Source organism: Gracilibacillus salitolerans (genome assembly GCF_009650095.1).
GTDB lineage: Bacteria > Bacillota > Bacilli > Bacillales > Amphibacillaceae > Gracilibacillus > Gracilibacillus salitolerans.
The window spans coordinates 1,602,658-1,622,985 of the sequence record NZ_CP045915.1; the positions used below are offsets into that span (position 1 = coordinate 1,602,658).

A 20,328-nucleotide genomic window follows, 5' to 3' on the forward strand; every position below is an offset into this window, starting at 1 on the left:
TGTTCAAAAAGTTGCCAAATTAGAAGCAAGAAGGTCGAGGAGGTGCAATTTCGAGTAGCGGAACGTATGCTTTTTGATACGTGAGCAACGGAGAAATAAGCCAACGAAGAGATTCGCCGCTTATCATTTGGTGAATTTTTGAACAACCTCTTATATAGAATTCTAAATTGAGTGGGGTGTATTATGCTAAAGGTTAATTTTAATAACAATTGGACAATGAAAGATGTACAGACAGAAAAAGAATTTGATGTCAAATTGCCTGCATCTGTGATGAATGCTTTATTAGATGCCAGTGAAATAGAGGATCCTTTCTACCGGGATAATGAAGATCAGGCATTGGAAATTGCGAAAAAAGATTATCTTTTCTATAAAAACTTTGAAGTAGATCAGTCATTACTTGCATATGAAGAAATCATGATTACTTTTCATGGTATCGATACTATTGCTGAAATTTCATTAAATGACCATAAGTTAGCCACAACAGAAAATATGCACCGGATCTACGAATGGGATGTGAAACCATATTTGATAGAGGGAGAAAATGTGATCAGTGTAATGCTATTCTCTCCACTAAAATACATTGAAGAAAAACAAACAAATGATCGTTTAGAGGGTGTTCATCATGCTGTTGATGGCTATCAGCATATTCGGAAAGCACACAGTATGTATGGCTGGGATTGGGGTCCGAAAATACCTGACTTAGGTTTATGGCGAGATGTAGAATTAAAAGCGTGGAATGACAATCGATTAGAGGATATTCAAATCCAGCAAATTCATGATAGCAATCAAGTCCAAGTAATGGTGAATGTAACAGTAGAAAAGGAAGCTGATAAAAGCGAGACCACAGTATTGTTGAAAAGTCCTGATGGTAAAACAATCATTCAGGATGTTGTTCATAGACAACAAACAGAACCATTTTTATTTGAAATCGAAAATCCACAACTATGGTGGCCTGCCGGATATGGTGAGCAGTCTCTTTATACAGTGGAAGTTTCATTAAAGAAAGATGGCAAGCAAATCGATAGTCTGACCAAAAGTATTGGACTAAGAACTATTGAAGTGAAGCATGAACCAGATGAGTGGGGAAAATCATTCGAATTTATTATTAATGGTTATCCGATCTTTATGAAAGGTGCCAACTATATTCCTGAAGATAACTTGTTACCGAGAACATCGAATGAGCGAACAGAGCGTCTTATACAAGATTCGGTTGCAGCCAATTTTAATATGATCCGTGTCTGGGGCGGTGGACATTACCCAGAAGACTACTTCTATGATTTATGTGACAGGTACGGCATTATTGTTTGGCAAGATTTTATGTATGCGTGCAGTGTCTATCGTTTAACAGATCAGTTTGAACAAAATGTACGGCAAGAAGCAATCGATCAAATTAAACGGATTCGTCATCATGCTAGTCTTGGAATCTGGTGTGGAAATAATGAAGTCGAGGAAGCGATGGAGCATTGGGGTTGGCCTAAGAAGGCGGATTGGCGCCGTGATTATATCAAATTATTCGAAATTATTTTACCTGAAATTGTCGCCGAATATGATCCAGAAACCTTCTATTGGTCCTCATCACCATCATCGGGTGGCGGCTTTGATGCACCACGCGATCCAAATATTGGTGATGTACATTATTGGGAAGTGTGGCACGGTCAAAAACCATTTACAGACTACCGTAACTATTATTTCCGTTTCTGTTCTGAATTTGGATTCCAGTCATTCCCGTCAATGAAGACGATTGAAAGTTTTACTAAACCGGAAGATCGCAATATATTTTCGCGAGTAATGGAGAAACACCAGAAAAATGACGACGCAAATGGTATGATTCTCTACTATCTGTCTGAAAACTTTCTCTATCCGAAAAACTTTGATGCATTACTGTACACTTCTCAGCTGTTACAAGCGGAAGCGATTAAATACGGTGTAGAGCATTGGAGACGTAACCTTGGAAGATGTATGGGATCGCTTTATTGGCAATTAAATGATTGCTGGCCAGTAGCTTCATGGTCAAGTGTCGATTACTATGGTCGTTGGAAAGCATTACACTATTACGCCAAAAAATTCTATGATCCTATCCTTCTATCAATAGAAGAAGGAGATAGAGATGCTTCCATTTATGTTACCAATGATCATTTAGAAACGATTACTGGTCAAATTGAATGGAAATTGCGTGATAATCAGTCCAATATCATTCATGAAGGCGGCCTGGATATCGATGTAGAAGCTTTATCAGCAAAAGCTTGCCAGTATTTAGATTTTACAGATGTAATTAACGATGAAACGAAGTACCAAACGTATTTAGAAGCAACTCTATATATCGATGGGCAAGCATATAGCAGTACAACGGTTATTTTTGCAAAACCAAAACATTTTGAATTTTTGAATCCACAATTGGATGTTACGGTCAAAGAAAGTGACGAACAATTTATGATAAGCGTAAGTGCGACATCCTACACAAAATACGTAGAAATTCAATTAAAGCAAGATGTCGTATTATCAGATAATTTCTTTGATTTATCAGCGAATGAGCCAAAAATCGTGACAATAGATAAAAAAAGTCTAACACAGTCTCTTACAAAGGCGGACATAGAAAAAACACTTAACGTAAGAAGTGTTTATCATATTACACATTGAGGATGAGTAAGATGCAGGAAATTTTCGTAAAAGGTATGACTTATGGCTGGAATACGACAAGAGGAGCCTACCGTACAGAAGCAGCTGTTGAATCATTAAAAAAATTAAAAGAAACAGGCAGTGAATGGATTGCCTTATCATTCTTTGCGTTGCAAGATACGTATCATTCAACAGATATTCAGTTTGATTATGGACATACCATGACAGATCGTGACATTATTTTTGCAGTAAAACAGGCTAAATCATTAGGTTTAAAAGTTTGTTTGAAACCTGTTGTGAACTGTCGTGATGGTATATGGAGAGCACGCATTGGGTTTCCGGATGAAGCCGAGAATGATTGGGCACAATGGTTCAATTCCTATACCAATTTCTTATTACATTATGCGGAACTAGCAGAAGAGCTTGATTGTGAGATGTTCTGTATTGGCTGTGAAATGATTAATACAGAATCTCAGATAGACAGATGGCGACTTGTGATTGAACAGGTTCGGTGTCTATATAAAGGACCGATCATATATAATGCGAATCATGGAAAAGAAGAAGGTGTGGAATGGTTTGATGCCGTTGATTTTATCGGTACAAGTGCTTATTATCCAGTAGCCGAAAAGCCAGGTGATTCGGTACAAAACATGGTGAAAAAGTGGGAGCAAATCAGTGTTAAGTTAGAGAGGCTCTCTCAACAATACAACAAGCAGATCATTTTTATGGAAATTGGCTGTCGCAGTGCATTAGGTTGTGCGACCATGCCCTGGGATTTTGAACATACTCAATTACCTTTTAACGAAGATGAACAAGCAAACTTTTATGAGTCTGTGTTTCACGTATTTTGGGATAAACCGTGGTTCGCTGGATTCTTCTGGTGGGACTGGAAAACTAAAATTTATCCTTTAGAAGATGCAAAAAAAGATCTCGATTTTGATATTTACGGTAAAAAAGCAGAGCAGATTGTTAAGACATGGTACAAAAAAGAAAAAACACTCATTAGTAAAAAACCGTAAGGAGTATGGTAATGGAACTAGGAAAGCGAATTGTTTTTATTGGTGACAGTATAACGGAATGGGGAAGACATGAGGATCCAGAGGAAATTGGTACTGGTTATGTACGACTTCTTCATGATTATTTACGTGTAACCGCACCTAAGCAGAAGTTTGAGGTCTATAACAAGGGTGTTGGTGGTGACCGGATTATCAATCTAAAAGAACGTTGGCAACAGGATGTTATCGACTTAGCACCTGACGTTGTGTCGATATCGATTGGGATTAATGATGTTTGGCGCCAGTTAGATCATCCAGAAATGGAACAAGTTTCACCAGAAGTGTTTGAAGCAATTTATCTTCATCTGTTAGAGCAGGTAAAATCATCTCAATTGATATTAATGGAGCCAACTATTATCGAAGAGAGTTTAAATTCAGAAGGAAATAAATTGCTTAAAGAGTATGTAGAAATTGTCCAACAACTAGCTAGTGAATACAATGCAACATTAGTTCCAACACATAAAGTCTTTGTCCGTTATTTAGAAAAAAACAGTGGATACGCACTAACAACTGATGGTGTTCATATGAACAGTGCAGGGAATATGCTGATGGCAAAAACGTGGATAGAAGCTGTAAAATAACGAATATGTGCTAAGAGAATGTAGTTCCATTTTGGAGTACAAATCATTAATTAATTGTGTTCCAAAATGGATTACTTTTTGATTCGTTTATACAAAGCCAGCAAAAAATGAGGCTAGGTCAAAAGTCAAAACACTATAGGATATCTCTGTTTGTGAAGTTAGTAGGTTCGTATTTGTTGCTACCAGGAATTTTTTTAATCTTACTCCAGGCTTCAATTGCTTCTTTACGGCTTTTTCCTTGATTGTTCGGGTCAGCAAAAAAGTCACGAATGAATTGATTGTATTCAAATTGAGGTGCAATCTTTTTCTTATATGTAGGGTCTTTCTTGCGTTCTTCCTCCTCATACCAAGCATCTACAACATCTCGATACGATTTTCCTACGTTATTTTTAAAGTAGTTTTGAATATAGGTAGAAAAATGAAATTTCGGAATTAATGTCTTAAAAAAAGCTCTCACATCTTGGCTACAACGATGATTTTCTGTAATGACTGTATCAAGGCTTAAATCTATAGGTGTTTCTATTTGTCTGCTTAATTTTGATGTTTTAATAGGTTTTTTTATTTCTCCTGTCCGAAGAAATGATTCCACTCTATCGGAAATTTCTACTTTTGAGCCAGAAGTACTAATCCCGTTTTCCCTGCAAAATGTTTGTAACTCAACTTTCAACCAATAAAAATCTTTGAAACTCTGAATGCTAATATCCTTCGACAGGTTAGGTCTCATTCACAACACCTCCAAAATTTCTATAGATACATTATAGAACGTTCCTAAAAATCAAAAAATTACCGAAAGACAATCTTTACAATTAAAAATATAATTGGATTTTTGTTTGGATTGTTTGTACGATCGTACTAAAATATATATATATATGAGAAATAAAAATAAAACACCAGTCAACAATAAATGTCATCTATAGAAATAGCCTGTAGAGCACAAATTGTGGAATGTCGATAGAGACAATAGCTGAGGTAGGTATACTCAACCCTCTATTGAATAAATTGCGAAATGTGCAAAAATTAGTAATGAATGAGGGGTTACTTTGATTAAAAAAATAGATATTACTAATAGAAAAAATGCCGAAAGTGTTTTAACCATACAAATACCTGCTTATGAGATGGAAGCTAAGATAATTGGTTCTTATGAAATACCACCATTAAAAGATACAGTGGATACTTTGCAACAATGCGGAGAAACTTTTTTTGGATATTACTTAAATGAAGAACTATGTGGAGCAATCTCCATAAAGTTGGAGGATGATAAAGTTGACATTCATAGGTTAATCGTACATCCAAACCACTTTAGAAAAGGAATCGCGCAGACACTTTTAAATTTCCTTGAAAGAAATTCCAATGTTAAAGCAGTAAAAGTAGCGACAGGTTCTAAAAATACTCCAGCAGTTAATTTTTATAAAAAGAATGGGTTCCAAAATATAAATGAAGTCACAATAAATGAACAATTATCCATAACCTTCTTTGAAAAGAAATTATGATTTTCTTCTTGAAGGGGTAGTACTAGTTTAAGAAGAACAAGCTTTTCTGACGAGGGAATTGCTCTTTTTTGCAAATGTAATTTATCATTCTAAATAAAAAAACGATTGCAATTTTCAGATAATTGTACAATAATTAACTTAACTGACTTTTCTAGGTCAATTAAGTTAACGATAACTTTCGTGTGTGGTATAATGAAACCGGTATCCTTAATTAGAGGAGGGCGTTTATGCCATACATAGCTAACCAAGAAAGATATCGACAAATGATTTACAATCGTTGTGGTGACAGTGGCTTATTACTTCCGGCCATATCATTGGGTTTGTATCGTAATTTTGGTGAAGACACTCCATATGAACAAGCAAAAGAAATTCTTTTAACTGCTTTTGATAATGGTATTACTCATTTTGATTTAGCAAACAATTATGGTGAGCCAAATGGAAGTGCTGAAACATTATTCGGCCAAATTTTACATAAAGAGTTACCATCTTATCGTGATGAAATGATTATCTCGACTAAAGTTGGTTATGATATGTGGCCTGGACCTTATGGGGATGGTGGTTCGCGAAAATATATGTTAGCGAGCCTGGATCAGAGCTTACATAGATTAGGAATAGAATATGTGGATATTTACTATTCTCACCGCTATGATCCTGACACACCGTTAGAGGAAACAGTTTCGGCATTAGACACAGCTGTAAAACAAGGTAAAGCATTATATGCCGGTGTTTCTAATTATCCAGCTGACATTATGGAGAAGACCATTGCTTTATTCAAGCAATACCAAACGCCTTTTGTTGCGCACCAAGCCAATATTCGATGTTTTTAAGAGAACCGGAGGAGCAATTGTTTCCTTTATTAGAAGAAAAAGGTCTTGGAACGATTGTTTATCAGCCATTATTTCAAGGGCTATTAAGTACAAAATATCAAGATGGAATCCCAGAAGATTCCCGAATTGCTCAAAATGTGGACTCGATTTCTAGTGATCAGATTACCCCCGATCGAATAGCCAAAGTACAGCAATTAAAAGAAATTGCAGATAATAGAGGTCAATCTGTTCCTCAATTGGCGCTTGCTTGGGTGTTAAGAAGGAAATCGGTTTCTTCGGCATTAATAGGTGTTCGAAATGTCGAGCAACTCATGGAAAAAATCAAAACAGTAAAAAATCTATCATTTACAGAGGAAGAGTTACAAGAGTTAGAGAGAATACTAGGTTAAAGAGGGGGACACCCGATGCATGTAGATATGCCGCTCGAGAAGTTAGCAAACTATCATGGCACCAATCCGAAACCTGATGATTTTGATAATTATTGGAAACGAGCTTTAGATGAATTAGAACAATATTCATTAGCATACGATTTAGAGGAATCGGATATCACGCCTCATTTTGCAAACTGCTATCAGTTATATTTTACAGGGACTGGTGGAGCACGGGTTCACGCTAAATTGGTTAAGCCTAAGAATCCAACAGGTCAAGCAATCGCTATATTTCACGGTTACTCAGTGGATAGTGGCGATTGGCTTGATAAACTTGCTTTTGCCGCTCAAGGAATCACAGTCTTGGCATTAGATTGTCGAGGCCAGGGAGGTTTATCAGAAGATACGTTAAAAACAAAAGGCCCTACATTAAGAGGTCATATTATTAGAGGATTAGAAGATAGCAATCCTGACCAACTGTATTATCGAAACGTATTTCTTGATACCGTACAAACCGTTAGAATCTTACAATCGATAGAAGGAGTAGACGAAAATCGCATCGGTGTCTACGGCCAATCACAGGGTGGGGCATTGGCTACTGCTTGTGCAGCACTCGAGCCGACTGTTAAACATTTATATACGGTCTATCCTTTTCTATCTGATTATGAGAGAGTATGGAATATGGATATTCAAAACAGTGCGTATGAGGAAATCGCTTATTTCTTTCGGTGCTTTGATCCGACGCATCAGCGGCATCAAGAAATCTTTACGAAATTAGGATATATTGATATTCAGCATTTAACAAATCGAATTCAAGCATCTGTACATTGGGTAACGGCCATGAGAGATCACATTTGCCCACCGTCTACACAGTTTGCAGCATATAACAAAATTCGTTCTGAAAAACATATGGCACTTTATCATGAATATGGGCATGAACATCTGCCACATCATGCAGATCAAGCTTTTCAACAATTTTTAACTAGATTATAGATATTTGGAGGGGTTTATCAATGGCAATTATTCAATTTCCGAAAGATATGAAATGGGGAACTGCTACAGCATCTTATCAAATCGAAGGTGCTACTAATGAAGGTGGTCGAGGTGTTTCGATTTGGGATACGTTTTCGAAAACACCTGGCAATGTCGTAAACGGGGATAATGGAGATGTAGCTTGTGACAGTTATCATCGTTATGAAGAAGATGTAGAATTGATGAAAGACCTTGGCATTGATGTTTATCGTTTTTCGGTAGCATGGCCTAGAATTTTTCCTAATGGTACAGGTGAAGTGAATCAAGAAGGGTTAGACTATTATCATCGTTTAGTTGATAAACTATTAGAAAATGGTATTGAACCGATGTGTACGCTGTATCACTGGGACCTGCCACAAGCATTGCAGGATAAAGGTGGTTGGGCTAACCGTGAAACGATTGATGCATTTGTAGATTATGCGGAATTAATGTTTAAAGAGTTTTCCGGTAAAATCAACAAATGGCTAACATTAAATGAGCCATGGTGTATCTCCTTTTTGTCAAACTATATTGGTGTTCATGCACCAGGTAATCAAGACCTTCAATTAGCAACGCAAATTTCACATCATTTACTTGTTACTCATGGTAAAACAGTACAGAAATTCCGTGAGCTTGGAGTAGGTGGAGAAATTGGTTTTGCTCCAAATACAACATGGCTAGAGCCTTATAGTAATCGTCAAGAAGATATCGATGCATGTAACCGTGAAATTGGCTGGTATATTGAATGGTTTATGGATCCGGTATTTAAAGGAAGCTATCCAGACTTCATGGTCGAATGGTTTAAGAAAAAGGGTGTGGAATTAGACATCCAGGATGGCGATATGGAAACCATTAATCAACCAGTAGATTTCCTCGGTATTAACTATTACACTGGCCATATTGCCCGTTATAAAGAGAATGAAGGATTACTAGATTGGGAAATGGTTGAAATGAACTATGATCGTACTGATATCGGTTGGCCAATATTCCCTGAAGGATTTTATAACGTCTTGATGCGTGTTAAGGATAGTTATGGTGATATTCCAATTTATATTACGGAAAACGGTTCTTGTTATAACGATGAACCAGAGAATGGTAGTGTAAAAGATTCTGGACGTATCAATTATTTGCAACAACATTTAACAGCACTAAGTCGAGCTATTGCATCAGGTGTGAATGTGAAAGGATATATCACCTGGTCACTCATGGATAACTTCGAATGGGCGGAAGGTTATACAATGCGTTTCGGTATTGTACACGTTAACTACCGCACATTAGAACGTACAAAGAAAGATAGTTTTTATTGGTACAAGCAAACCATTGCAAATAATTGGTTTGAGAATTAAATAATTAAGGGCTTCCTTTTTAGGGAGTCCTTTTTTAATAAGGTAAATAATCCAATATTACTTTGCAAGATATGATAATATTTATGTATAAATCATCAGAGGAGGATCCAGCTTGGATATCAAGCACCTACAATATTTTTTAGAAGTAATTAAAACAGAAAATTTCACCCAAGCAGCAGAAAACCTATACATTACTCAGCCGGCACTTAGTCGAATTGTTAAAACATTGGAAAGTGACCTAGGTGTTGCTTTATTTCACCGTTCAAGAAAGAAAATTACACTTACAGATGCAGGGAAAGTACTACATAAGCATGCAACAAAAATTGCAGATCAAATAACAGAAATGGAGCAGGAAATCGACCAAATACGAACATTAAAAACTGGTCATGTACGGATTGGCTTACCAACTGTCGTTAATTCCTTCTTTTTTTCTCAGTTAATTACTGATTTTCATCAACGTTATCCAGGTGTTACTTTTCATTTGGAGGAAAATGGATCAAAAATAATTGAAGATAAGGTGTTGGATGGGAAACTGAATTGTGGTGTAGTCGTACTGAATGATCATTTGACAGCAGACTACTATACCTTTGTAGAAGATAATTTAAATCTGGTGGTATCTAATCAGCATGCATTAGCGAATCAAAAACAAATACAAGTACAAGATTTAAAAGATGAATCATTTATTATGTTTAATCAGGATTTTGAATCAAGGAATATTATAATCCAGGCATGTAAGAAAGCTGGCTTTGAACCGAAGATTGTTTCCGAAACATCACAAATCGACTTTTTAGAGGAAATGGTAGCAACGAATTTAGGTGTTACGCTTTTACCAGATAGTACAAGTCAAACATTCTCGAAGAATATTATTAGAATCCCCATTGTAAACCCGACTATCCCTTGGAATCTTGCGTTTATTTGGAAAAAAGACCCCCATCTATCACAAATTAATAAACAATTTATTGCTTTTACGAAAGAGAAACTAATGCAGCAAAAAGAGAATTGAATCTGTCCATGTTGGGCAGGTTATTTTTTATACTATCAGCTAGTATAAATTTAATTATGATGAATTTAATTTCTAACCGTTTACATACATTTTTGTTATCTTGAGCATAATAGATTGGAATTGTACTTTACCCGCTCTCGGGAATTATAATTTAGTAGTACGGGAGGAAATAAGAGAAAAGTACAGGGGTGACAATATGGAAACAAAGAAAATGAGAGAAACACGCGTTGTCCAAACTGACCAAGTTTTGATCAACGATTTAAATAATTATCATTCACTTTTTGGTGGCGTGTTAATGAAAAAAATGGACGGATGTGCGACACTATCGGCAAGAAGACATTCACGAATTAAAGAGTGCGTAACGGCTTCAACAGATTCTGTTCATTTTATTGCTCCTATTCGTCAGTCAGATTCTGTTTGTATCGAGTCTTTCGTGACATATACAGGTACAAGTTCAATGGAAATTTTCTGTAAGGTAATTGCCGAGGATTTAGATACAGGAGAGAGACGTTTTGCGGCTACTGCATTCTTTACATTTGTTGCTATCGGACAAGACAGAAAGCCAGTACGAGTTCCAAAAGTAAAACCGGAAACAGATGAAGAGAAGTATCTATATGAAACAAGCAGTGAACGTGTGAAGATTAGAGATTTAAAGAGACAACAAAATAAAGAGTTAATTTCTAATATATCATTAGAAAAACCATGGGATTAAGGAGAGGAATTATGCTTATTTCAGCAAGTAAACAGAATTTACAAGATGTTCAAATTGCGATTGAAAAGTTAAAAGAAGAACATCCGGATCAATTTGAACAATTCAAGAACATTATAAAACTGACACGTCAGTTACAATACAGTTTTCAATATTTGGGATGTGTAGTCATGGATGAAGATCCAAGTGATTTTTTACCGGAAGTACAAGATATTTATGTATTGTCTATTTATAAACGAGAATTAGCAAAATTAAAACAAGGACATGGTTTAGACAAAGTACAGCAACTGTTAGCAAGTTATAAAGAAGTTAGCTACGATCATATTTGTAAATTAATATTAGGTAAAGAAATTGAGATGTTAATAGGGCCAATGGTTGTGAGATAGAAAAAACAGTCAAATCTTTCGGTTTGTCTGTTTTTTTTTGCATGATAAGTCTATTCGTTAGAAAAGTATATCTCTTCACGAGATATACTTATTTGTCTCGCAAGGAAAGGGATTATCTCGTGAACAATGTCAGTTGATTTGCAAATTTAATTTAAAATGTCAAATTAGCAATAAAAATAGTAAATATTTTTTTAAAAAGGAGAAAGCTAGTGTGAAATAATGTAAGCGTATCCATTAATGGAGGAGGTGTCAATATATACAGCTTGATAGTACAAAGTTAAAGGTATAGTGGATTGTTTGTACAAATCTGTCATTATTATTACGTTTGGAGGAATGATTGAAAACATGCTAATTAGTAAAAGCCATTTTAAACAACTTATCGGACTTTTAGCTATAACATTGATTTTGTTAGGACTTGGGGCAATTATTGGAATCAATCAGTCGCAAGCAGAAGAAATAACAAAGCCAATTACGATCGATGGCACTGATGTCGATGAACATCATCGCTTTAAAGGCTTTGGTACAGTATCAGGTAATAATACATCTCGGTTATTACTCGATTACAAAGAAGAGCATCCAAAAAAATACTGGGAAATTATGAATCAATTATTTAATAAAGAGACTGGAGCAGGATTAACGCATGTTAAAGTGGAATTAGGTGGAGATATTAATTCATCGTCCGGAACGGAACCGGCGACAATGCGTTATGAAGATGAACCCGCCAATATATTAAGAGGAGCAGGTTTTCAGTTTGCAGCAGACGCGAAATCTATTAATGAAGATATCACAACAGAAATTCTACGTTGGGGTGAACCCCGTTGGACTTGGAATGGCGCTGCTGACAAAGAATATGAGAATCGCTACCAGTGGTATAAAAAAACCATCGATGCCGTATATGAAGAGTATGGATTTCAATTAGATTATATCGGAATATCTCAAAACGAGAGAGCACAGCATGGTAATGGTAGAAATGAAGTAGAGTGGTTAGAGTATTTTACTGAAAAAATAAAAGAAGAACCAAATTATGAAGAAGATTATCAAGATACTAAACTAGTGGCTGCTGATGGATATCGAGATACAGCGACGATCAGTCAAACTTTACTAGATCATCCTGATTTAATGGACGAAATCGATGTCATTAGCTCTCATTATGGGCTGACAGCTTCTGATGAGTTTGCTGCATTACAAGAAAAATTAATCGAAGAAGGTAAACAGCCAAAAGAGGTTTGGGTTTCAGAAGGGATAGCACCAATGATTAATGCAAGATATCGTGAGAACATGGAACCTCATTATAATGGACTAGGTGGACGTGCTGGGATTATTGATGTTACTTCCCGGATAATTTCTGTCTATTCGTGGGAAGGAGCAGGAAATCTGCCATTAAATGCAGTGTCATTTGATTTCCAACCATCTGTCGCTGCATTCTATCAAGGAGCACAATACAATCCGAAACATTTAATTAGTGCGTTTGATCCTTGGTCAGGTTTTTATGAAGTGGATGGCGGTCTTCAAGGTGTCAGACATGTGATGAATTTTGTTGGGTATGATGATCACATGACATCAAAAAATGAACGTTGGCAATATATAAAAGATGCAACCTATAGTGATGGAAACTTCTTTGATGGAGGAGTAGATGTTGATACAAGCACACATAACTATATGACTTTAAAAGATCCGGAAACTGACGATTACTCAACGATTTTTGCCAACAATACCAAAGAAACAAGAAATTATACGGTTAACGCCCAAAATTTAAGTGGAAAAGAAAATGCAGAAGTTTTCGTTTGGGAAACTCGTGGACCTGATGAGGGACAAGATTATGATGAAAATTGGTTTCAACATATAGACACGATTCAACCGGAAGATGGTACGTATGAGGTCGAAGTTAAACCTTATTCGATCGTGACCATTTCTACATTAGATAAAGAAGCGGAGATTGATGATTTTGCATATCAATCAGATCCGATAGATTTATCAGAAGACAAGATCATGCCTTTACCATACACAGATGATTTTGAATATAATCATTATGGCAAGGATGATGAAGGAAGAGACTATGTAGAACGTCGAGGAGGGACACCAAGATATACTACAGATCAAATCGGTGCTTTTGAGGTAGTGAAAGAGGCAACAAAGCCAGCTGCGATCGGAAGCTTTGAAAGAGTAGAGCGAGACATCCCAGACGCAAAAAAACATGGCAATATGCTCCAACAAAAAATTACACCAGATATTATCGGAGCAGATTGGGCAGTTTGGGGTGGAACAGACGGTGCTGAAGCGAATGTTAATCCTAATACAAATATCGGGGATTTCCGCTGGGTGAATTATAAAGTATCGTATGACTTTTTATTAGATTCGCATACTCCTGAAGTAGAAGGCAGAGATAATTATGCATTAATTGGTGTTCGTCAAGTAAAAGCTGATTGGTCTGATTCACAGGCACCATATAATGCCCGGATCTACACAGATGGAAAGTACGAAATCCTTAAGCTGGGTGATGTAGTAGAAGAAGGAACAATAGAAGCGTTTGATCATACCGTTTGGCACAACTTAGCATTTGAAGCAAAAGGAAATATCTTTACCCTCTATCTTGATGGTGAAGAAATTGCTTCTTACACGGATGAGGATTCAACTGTAATGGCTGGAAGGGTGACATTAGGTTCAGGTTATTACGAGACGCTTATCGATAATTTGAAAATTGAACCAATTGAGGGTTATGCATACGAATCATTGAAACTCGATAATGCCCAAGGTAAGATTTATGGGACAGAAGAAGAAGCATTTAACAATGATGATCAATGGAACCCGATTGGATATGTAGGAGACTGGGAATTCATTCAGGCAGGTTATGGACATTTTAACCGTACACAAATGAGGGCTTCAAGTGATTATCCAGTATGGAATGGTGTAACCGTAGGACACACGGATACAACAAGTGAGCAAGGCACATTACACAAAGCATATTATTCTGGAGATTGGGGTTCCAATAGTAGGAATGCTTGGGGAAATGATGGTGATTCCTTTGAGATTACTTTTAAAGGAAATGCTATCAGATTGTATGGCGAGGCAAATCCGTCAAATGGAACGGCAGATATTTATCTAGATGGTGAACTTGTCGGAGAAGCTAATTATTTGAATAATAGTTCCATTGTAAAAAAGGTTTGGGAAGCAACAGATCTGGAAGAAACAGAACACACGCTTAAAGTTGTTGCAAAAGAAGCTTATACAAGTTTTGTCCGAGCTGAAATAGAGACAGATGATCCTGTTGATTTAGATGCTGTGACAACATTAGCTCCCAATGACTTAACTGCAATCGGTGATGATTCAGAAATAGGAAGCGAGGAAAATACGGTGTATGCTTACCGTGAGAATGGCAACTCTTGGGGAGCAAATAGTACAAATGCATGGGCTGACTTTAATGATAATCCTTATATCTTTATCAATTTTACAGGTACGGGAATTGATTATCTTGCAGGTATTGAAAATGAAACAAGTTATCATGTGGAGTTGGATGGCGAAAGTGTCGGCGATTTTGATGGAGACACTGACGGTATCAGATATTCTGTTAGAGGATTAGAAGATAAAGCCCATACGTTAAAGGTTTCATTAGGCGACAATGAAGTAAAAGAACAATATATGGATTATCGAGGTGTAAATATTTATAGTACACCCGAAGAAAGTGAACATATGATGCTCTTTGATTTTAAAGGAAGTGGGTTCAATTTATTTGGTGCCACATCGGATGCGTTAATAGATGTGTATATTGATGATCAGCTGGTTGAAGAGGACTACCGAATATATGCAAAAGGAGACAGGCAAACTTCTTATAATATTCGAGGCCTGAAAAAGCAGAAGCACTCAGCAAAAATAGTAGTGAAAGCTGGAAGCTATGTGCTGGATGGTATCGATATTATAACAGGTGCTAGTCCAGCTGAAAAAAATAAAGATACAGAAAAAAATAAAGAGAAGGATAAAAGTAAAAAAGACAAGAACAAAGATAAAGATTTAGTGAAAGAAGCGGTTGACGTGTTACAAGTTTATAATATTGATGATGTCCGTGGTAATTTGACATTACCAACGGAAGGTGAGCATGAAACAACTATCTCTTGGGCGTCAGAAGATCCATCGGTTATCACGACAACAGGTGAAGTGACACGCCCTGAACATGGAGAAGGTGGCGTAGAAGTGACATTAACAGGGACAGTTGAACTCAATGGAAAAAAATTAACTAAAGAATTTGTGGCGAATGTAAAAGAAATGCCGGAACCGATGGATTATCAAGGATATTTATTTAGTTATTTCACAGGTGAAGGATCTGAAAATGGCGAGCAAATTTATTTTGCCTTGAGTGAAGGAAATGATCCTCTTCACTGGCAACAGCTTAATGAAGGAGAGCCTGCCATTACGTCAGATTTAGGTGAAAAAGGACTAAGAGATCCATTTATTATTCGTTCTCCAGAGGGCGATAAATTTTACATGATTGCGACTGATTTAAAGATCCATGGTAATTGGGATTGGAATAGAGCGCAAACAGAAGGAAGTAGGTCAATTATGGTTTGGGAGTCTACTGATCTGGTGAATTGGTCGGAACAACGATTAGTTGAGGTAGCTCCTGAAGAAGCAGGAAACACGTGGGCTCCAGAAATCTTTTATGATGAAACTATTGGTAAATATGTTGTATTTTGGGCCTCCAAACTATATGACAGTGAAGAAGACAGAAACTCTGGTGACAGCTTTCAACGTATGATGTATACGACAACCAGAGACTTCCATACTTTTAGTGAACCAGAAGTTTACTTGGATTATGGTTACTCAATAATTGATACAACAATGGTCGAGCATGATGATAAGATTTATCGATTCACAAAGGATGAGCGGGGATACAACGAAGATACTTCCCCAAACGGTAAATTTATCTTTCAAGAGGTAGGAGATTCTGTACTTGATCAGGATTTTGAAATGATTATTGAGGGAATCGGAAAAGGCACGATTAGCCAAGGGGAAGGACCAGCAATATTTAAGTCCAATACTGAAGAAAAATGGTACTTATTTATTGACGAGTTTGGCGGTCAAGGCTATGTACCTTTTGAAACAACAGATTTAGATTCTGGGGAATGGACATTAGCTGAAGACTATGATTTACCTAGTCACCCACGACACGGTACAGTTTTACCAATCACACAGGAAGAATATGATGCATTAATCGAAAATGTACCTAGTGAATTAGAGGAATAGTTCTGATGTTGTGGCAGAGGTTACTGTCGATCAACATGAAGTAGCGTTAAAGGTATAACATTTTGAATCTGCTGATGCTAAGAATCAGGAAGTATAGTTTAGCAGTAAAGCTCCTAAGGATTTTCCTTAGGAGCTTTATTAAGAATTATATTTAAATGAAAGAAATACAAAAAAATCGCAATAAATAAAAAAAATATTATATTCCATTTTACTATTTTGCTGCCCATAATGATAAATATAATGGCTGTAAAGGAGGGATCTTTCATTAGTAAGTGTAAGCGTTTTCTTTGAAAGTGGTGTTACAGCACTATCTTTAGAAACAATCCTAATATATAAACAATAGGAGGTAAAAATGATTAGAAAAAGAAGTTTAGTTGTAATGATGAGTTTCCTTATGCTGTATAACTTTATTGTGTCAGAAGAAGTTAGTGGTAAAGAAGAGCTAACAGATAAGGAAATAGTAGAAAAAATAAAAGACAGTCTCGACATACCAAATGCAGATAATATTAGAGGAAATATTACCCTACCAACAAGTAGTGATGAAGGCGCGTCAATCACTTGGGAATCAGATAATCCAGAAGTTATCAATGTGAATGAAATAGTAAATAAAAATTATTACAATACTCCACCAGGTATAGTAACAAGACAGAAAAAAGATACTTCAGTTATGTTGATTGCAACGATTCAATACGGGGAAGTAACAGATAAGAAGGAAGTCCAAGTCACTGTCAAAGCAAAACCAAAGAATAAAAAATATAAAGCTTACCTCATGACACACTTTACTGGTGAACATGATATAGGGGAACAAATATATTTTGCTAGTAGTGAGGATGGATTGAACTGGGAAGATTTAAACGATGGTGCCCCAGCACTCACTTCAGAAGTAGGAGAAAAAGGTGTTAGAGATCCGTATATTATTCGCTCTCCAGAAGGTGATAAATTTTATCTAATTGCTACCGATTTACGAATTGCAAATGGTAAAGGATGGGGTGAAGCTCAAACAAATGGTAGTAAATCTCTAATTATTTGGGAATCAACGGATTTAGTCAATTGGTCGGAGGAGCGTATGGTAGAAGTTGCACCGTCTAATGCCGGTAATGCATGGGCACCTGAAACTGTTTATGATGAAGAAACAGGAGAGTACGTTGTATTTTGGGCTTCTACTACAGAGGACGAGAATGGTACCTTTAGTCCTCCAGACATTTACTATGCAAAAACAAGGGATTTCTATACCTTTACAGAACCTGAAATTTACATTGATCGCCCTGGTGATCAGCATATTATTGATACGACTATTATAAAAGATGAAGATACCTTTTATCGCTATTCCGCAGATGGTCAAATTACTATTGAAAAAAGTAAACAAGTATTAGGAGAATGGTCAAAAGTTGGAAACCTTGAACCATTGGGTTTAACAAATGATGATGTAGAAGGTCCGTTAATTTTTAAATTTAATGACCGTGAAGAGTGGAACTTGATGGTTGACCAATATGCAACAGGTCAAGGATATCTTCCGTTGTTAACAAATGACTTATCCAGGGGTGAGTTCACGCAAATAGGGTCAGATGAGTATTCTTTAGGTTCCAGCCGGAAACGTCATGGTTCCGTATTACCAATCACAAAAGAAGAATACCGAGCAATTAAAGATAAATGGACAAATGAAGTGGAAAGACCAGATGAAAAAGAACAAAATGCCCCGATTCTGGAGTACACATTTGAGGAAACAACAACAGAAAAAGTAATTCAAGATCAGTCCGGAAATGATTATCATGGAGCACTACGTGGAAATGCAACTTATCAAGAAGATGAGGTCAAAGAATCTCAAGTATTATATTTGGATGGTACAGATGATACGTTTGCAGCATTTCCAACCGGATTCTTCGAAGGAAGAGATACTGTTACGATTTCGATGGATATAAAAGCGGAAACTGTATCTGGCAACTTCTTCACATTTACGATAGGAAAAGATAATCAACGATACATGTTTTTAAGAACGAGGGAAAATGAGCTTCGAAATGCGATTACAGTAGACAGTTGGTCGAATGAACAAGAGGTTAAAGCAAGTACAGCTTCTATTGAAAATACCTGGATGACCGTTGATTTAGTGATTACACCAACAAGTATGAAAATGTATAAAGATGGAATTTTGTTAGCAGAAAACAATGACATATCCATTTCTATGTCAGATTTAGGTACTGATCTTTTAGCGTATATAGGAAAGTCATTTTATTCTGGAGACCAGTACTTTAAAGGGGCTTTTGACAATGTGCAAGTATATAATCGTGCATTATCGGAGGAAGAAATTCAAGATAAGTCCCTGTTATCCACTGGTATAGCATCATTTGAATTACCAGGTCAGTTTGGTTTAACGAAGATTGATTCTGTTAATCAATCGATACAAGTGTCATTTAAAGACAAAGATGTTAATTTAACAAACATAACTCCTAGTATATCTTTACACACAGATGCAGAAATAAGTCCATCTGCTAATGAACCGCAAGATTTTACAGAAGCTGTAACATATACGGTCACAGATAAAGATGGAAATACAAGTGAGTGGACGGTTGAGGTAGAAGTATACCCAACTGCAACATTACCAGGGCTTTATGCAGATCCGCAAATCTTTGTCTATGACGATACATTCTATTTATATCCAACAACAGATGGATTTGAAGGTTGGTCAGGAACGCAATTTAAAGCCTTCTCATCCAAAGATTTAATTAATTGGGAAGATCATGGTGTCATAATTGATCTTGCAACAGACGATGTAGAGTGGGCAACAGGGAATGCATGGGCACCAGGTTTTGCAGAAAAGGACGGAACTTTCTATCATTATTTCTCGGCAAATCAACAAATTGGTGTCGCGAAATCATCTTCTCCTACAGAAGGATTTGAAGATGCCTTGGGTGAGCCGCTTGTTGCTAGAGATGAGTATTCCGGCCAAGCTATAGATCCATATGTTTTTACAGATGATGATGGACAGTCTTATTTCTATTGGGGAAATGGATCACTATGGGGAGCAAAATTAAATGACGATATGGTTTCATTTGCTGAAGAACCACGAGAGATGACACCTTCAAACTTTAGAGAAGGGGTTGTAGTATTCAAACGTAATGGAACATACTACCTCATGTGGTCAGAAAATGATACAAGAGAAGAAGATTACCAGGTGGCATATGCGACAGGTGATTCGCCTATGGGGCCATGGACAAAGCATGATGTTATTCTGAGCAAGGATTTATCCCAAGGAATTAAAGCAACAGGACATCACTCGATTTTAAACATACCAGATACGGATGATTATTATATCGTTTATCACCGATTTGCCATTCCAAATGGAAATGGATTTAACCGTGAAGTAATGATAGATAAAATGGAATTCAATGACGATGGTACAATTAAAGAAATACAACCAACATTAGAAGGAATTACGGAACCAGTCTATTTAGATACTAACGATTCCAATCTCATCAGGTGATGAGGATAAAATATAATCAAAATAATATATTAACGGCTAAAAAGCTAGCTAAACAAACGTTTGGCTAGCTTTTTAAAATAGTAGTATATTTCGTTTTTGTAAGTGCCCACGATGGGAGAAATGTAGTGAAGTTGTAAGTATTATAAGTCACTGTGTGATTCCATTATCAACTAAGCTCTGCTCTATTCTTACTAAAAGAAACATTGTATGATAAAATCGGTTT

At 36.5% G+C, this 20,328-nt stretch carries 12 protein-coding genes and 1 pseudogene; 12 read left to right on the forward strand and 1 reads right to left on the reverse strand.

Translation table 11 applies throughout. From position 1 onward, the window contains the following. Nucleotides 1-183 precede the first annotated feature (183 nt). The 3 genes from GI584_RS07570 to GI584_RS07580 are packed head-to-tail and all read left to right on the forward strand — an operon-like array spanning nt 184 to nt 4,252. Nucleotides 184-2,637 carry a beta-mannosidase gene (locus GI584_RS07570; RefSeq protein ID WP_153790832.1) on the forward strand — a complete coding sequence of 818 codons (2,454 nt, stop codon included), beginning with the start codon at nt 184-186 and terminating at the stop codon, nt 2,635-2,637. An 11-nt stretch (nt 2,638-2,648) separates the two neighbouring features. Beyond that, nucleotides 2,649-3,635 (forward strand): glycoside hydrolase family 113, encoded by a 987-nt coding sequence (locus GI584_RS07575; protein WP_194842153.1) that lies wholly within the window; start codon nt 2,649-2,651, stop codon nt 3,633-3,635. 11 nt (nt 3,636-3,646) lie between these two features. After that, nucleotides 3,647-4,252 carry an SGNH/GDSL hydrolase family protein gene (locus GI584_RS07580; protein ID WP_100361254.1) on the forward strand — a complete coding sequence of 202 codons (606 nt, stop codon included), beginning with the start codon at nt 3,647-3,649 and terminating at the stop codon, nt 4,250-4,252. Between the two features lie 133 nt (nt 4,253-4,385). On the opposite strand, the gene GI584_RS07585 is transcribed toward GI584_RS07580, so the two are convergent. Continuing rightward, a complete protein-coding gene (locus GI584_RS07585) occupies nt 4,386-4,976 on the reverse strand; it encodes a DUF6434 domain-containing protein (protein ID WP_153790833.1) in 591 nt (196 codons plus the stop codon). Nucleotides 4,977-5,292: 316 nt separating this feature from the next. Between GI584_RS07585 and GI584_RS07590 the strand changes: the two genes are divergently transcribed. The 9 genes and pseudogenes from GI584_RS07590 to GI584_RS07630 all read left to right on the forward strand — a co-directional run bounded on the left by GI584_RS07590 (nt 5,293) and on the right by GI584_RS07630 (nt 20,105). Then, the gene (locus tag GI584_RS07590) at nt 5,293-5,742 is read left to right on the forward strand and encodes a GNAT family N-acetyltransferase (protein ID WP_153790834.1); all 450 of its coding nucleotides are present in this window, start codon (nt 5,293-5,295) and stop codon (nt 5,740-5,742) included. Between the two features lie 263 nt (nt 5,743-6,005). After that, nucleotides 6,006-6,958 (forward strand): annotated as a pseudogene (locus GI584_RS07595) (aldo/keto reductase). A 15-nt stretch (nt 6,959-6,973) separates the two neighbouring features. After that, on the forward strand, nt 6,974-7,930 hold the full coding sequence (locus GI584_RS07600) for an acetylxylan esterase (RefSeq protein ID WP_153790835.1): 957 nt from the start codon (nt 6,974-6,976) through the stop codon (nt 7,928-7,930). Between the two features lie 20 nt (nt 7,931-7,950). Further along, nucleotides 7,951-9,294 (forward strand): GH1 family beta-glucosidase, encoded by a 1,344-nt coding sequence (locus GI584_RS07605; protein ID WP_153790836.1) that lies wholly within the window; start codon nt 7,951-7,953, stop codon nt 9,292-9,294. Between the two features lie 112 nt (nt 9,295-9,406). Continuing rightward, a complete protein-coding gene (locus GI584_RS07610) occupies nt 9,407-10,297 on the forward strand; it encodes a LysR family transcriptional regulator (protein WP_153790837.1) in 891 nt (296 codons plus the stop codon). A gap of 196 nt (nt 10,298-10,493) precedes the next feature. Continuing rightward, on the forward strand, nt 10,494-11,009 hold the full coding sequence (locus GI584_RS07615; RefSeq protein WP_100361248.1) for an acyl-CoA thioesterase: 516 nt from the start codon (nt 10,494-10,496) through the stop codon (nt 11,007-11,009). An 11-nt stretch (nt 11,010-11,020) separates the two neighbouring features. After that, nucleotides 11,021-11,392: a hypothetical protein gene (locus tag GI584_RS07620; RefSeq protein WP_100361247.1), complete on the forward strand. Its 372-nt coding sequence runs from the start codon at nt 11,021-11,023 to the stop codon at nt 11,390-11,392. A gap of 345 nt (nt 11,393-11,737) precedes the next feature. Continuing rightward, nucleotides 11,738-16,627 (forward strand): immunoglobulin-like domain-containing protein, encoded by a 4,890-nt coding sequence (locus GI584_RS07625; RefSeq protein WP_153790838.1) that lies wholly within the window; start codon nt 11,738-11,740, stop codon nt 16,625-16,627. Between the two features lie 352 nt (nt 16,628-16,979). Further along, nucleotides 16,980-20,105, forward strand: coding sequence for a family 43 glycosylhydrolase (locus GI584_RS07630; protein WP_153790839.1), 3,126 nt, complete (start codon nt 16,980-16,982; stop codon nt 20,103-20,105). Nucleotides 20,106-20,328 lie beyond the last annotated feature (223 nt).

Coding starts and splice junctions, on each gene's coding strand:
- GI584_RS07570 (WP_153790832.1), top strand. CDS start 184: ATGCTAAAGGTTAATTTTAATAACAATTGGACAATGAAAGATGTACAG.
- GI584_RS07575 (WP_194842153.1), top strand. CDS start 2,649: ATGCAGGAAATTTTCGTAAAAGGTATGACTTATGGCTGGAATACGACA.
- GI584_RS07580 (WP_100361254.1), top strand. CDS start 3,647: ATGGAACTAGGAAAGCGAATTGTTTTTATTGGTGACAGTATAACGGAA.
- GI584_RS07585 (WP_153790833.1), bottom strand. CDS start 4,976: ATGAGACCTAACCTGTCGAAGGATATTAGCATTCAGAGTTTCAAAGAT.
- GI584_RS07600 (WP_153790835.1), top strand. CDS start 6,974: ATGCATGTAGATATGCCGCTCGAGAAGTTAGCAAACTATCATGGCACC.
- GI584_RS07605 (WP_153790836.1), top strand. CDS start 7,951: ATGGCAATTATTCAATTTCCGAAAGATATGAAATGGGGAACTGCTACA.
- GI584_RS07615 (WP_100361248.1), top strand. CDS start 10,494: ATGGAAACAAAGAAAATGAGAGAAACACGCGTTGTCCAAACTGACCAA.
- GI584_RS07620 (WP_100361247.1), top strand. CDS start 11,021: ATGCTTATTTCAGCAAGTAAACAGAATTTACAAGATGTTCAAATTGCG.
- GI584_RS07625 (WP_153790838.1), top strand. CDS start 11,738: ATGCTAATTAGTAAAAGCCATTTTAAACAACTTATCGGACTTTTAGCT.
- GI584_RS07630 (WP_153790839.1), top strand. CDS start 16,980: ATGATTAGAAAAAGAAGTTTAGTTGTAATGATGAGTTTCCTTATGCTG.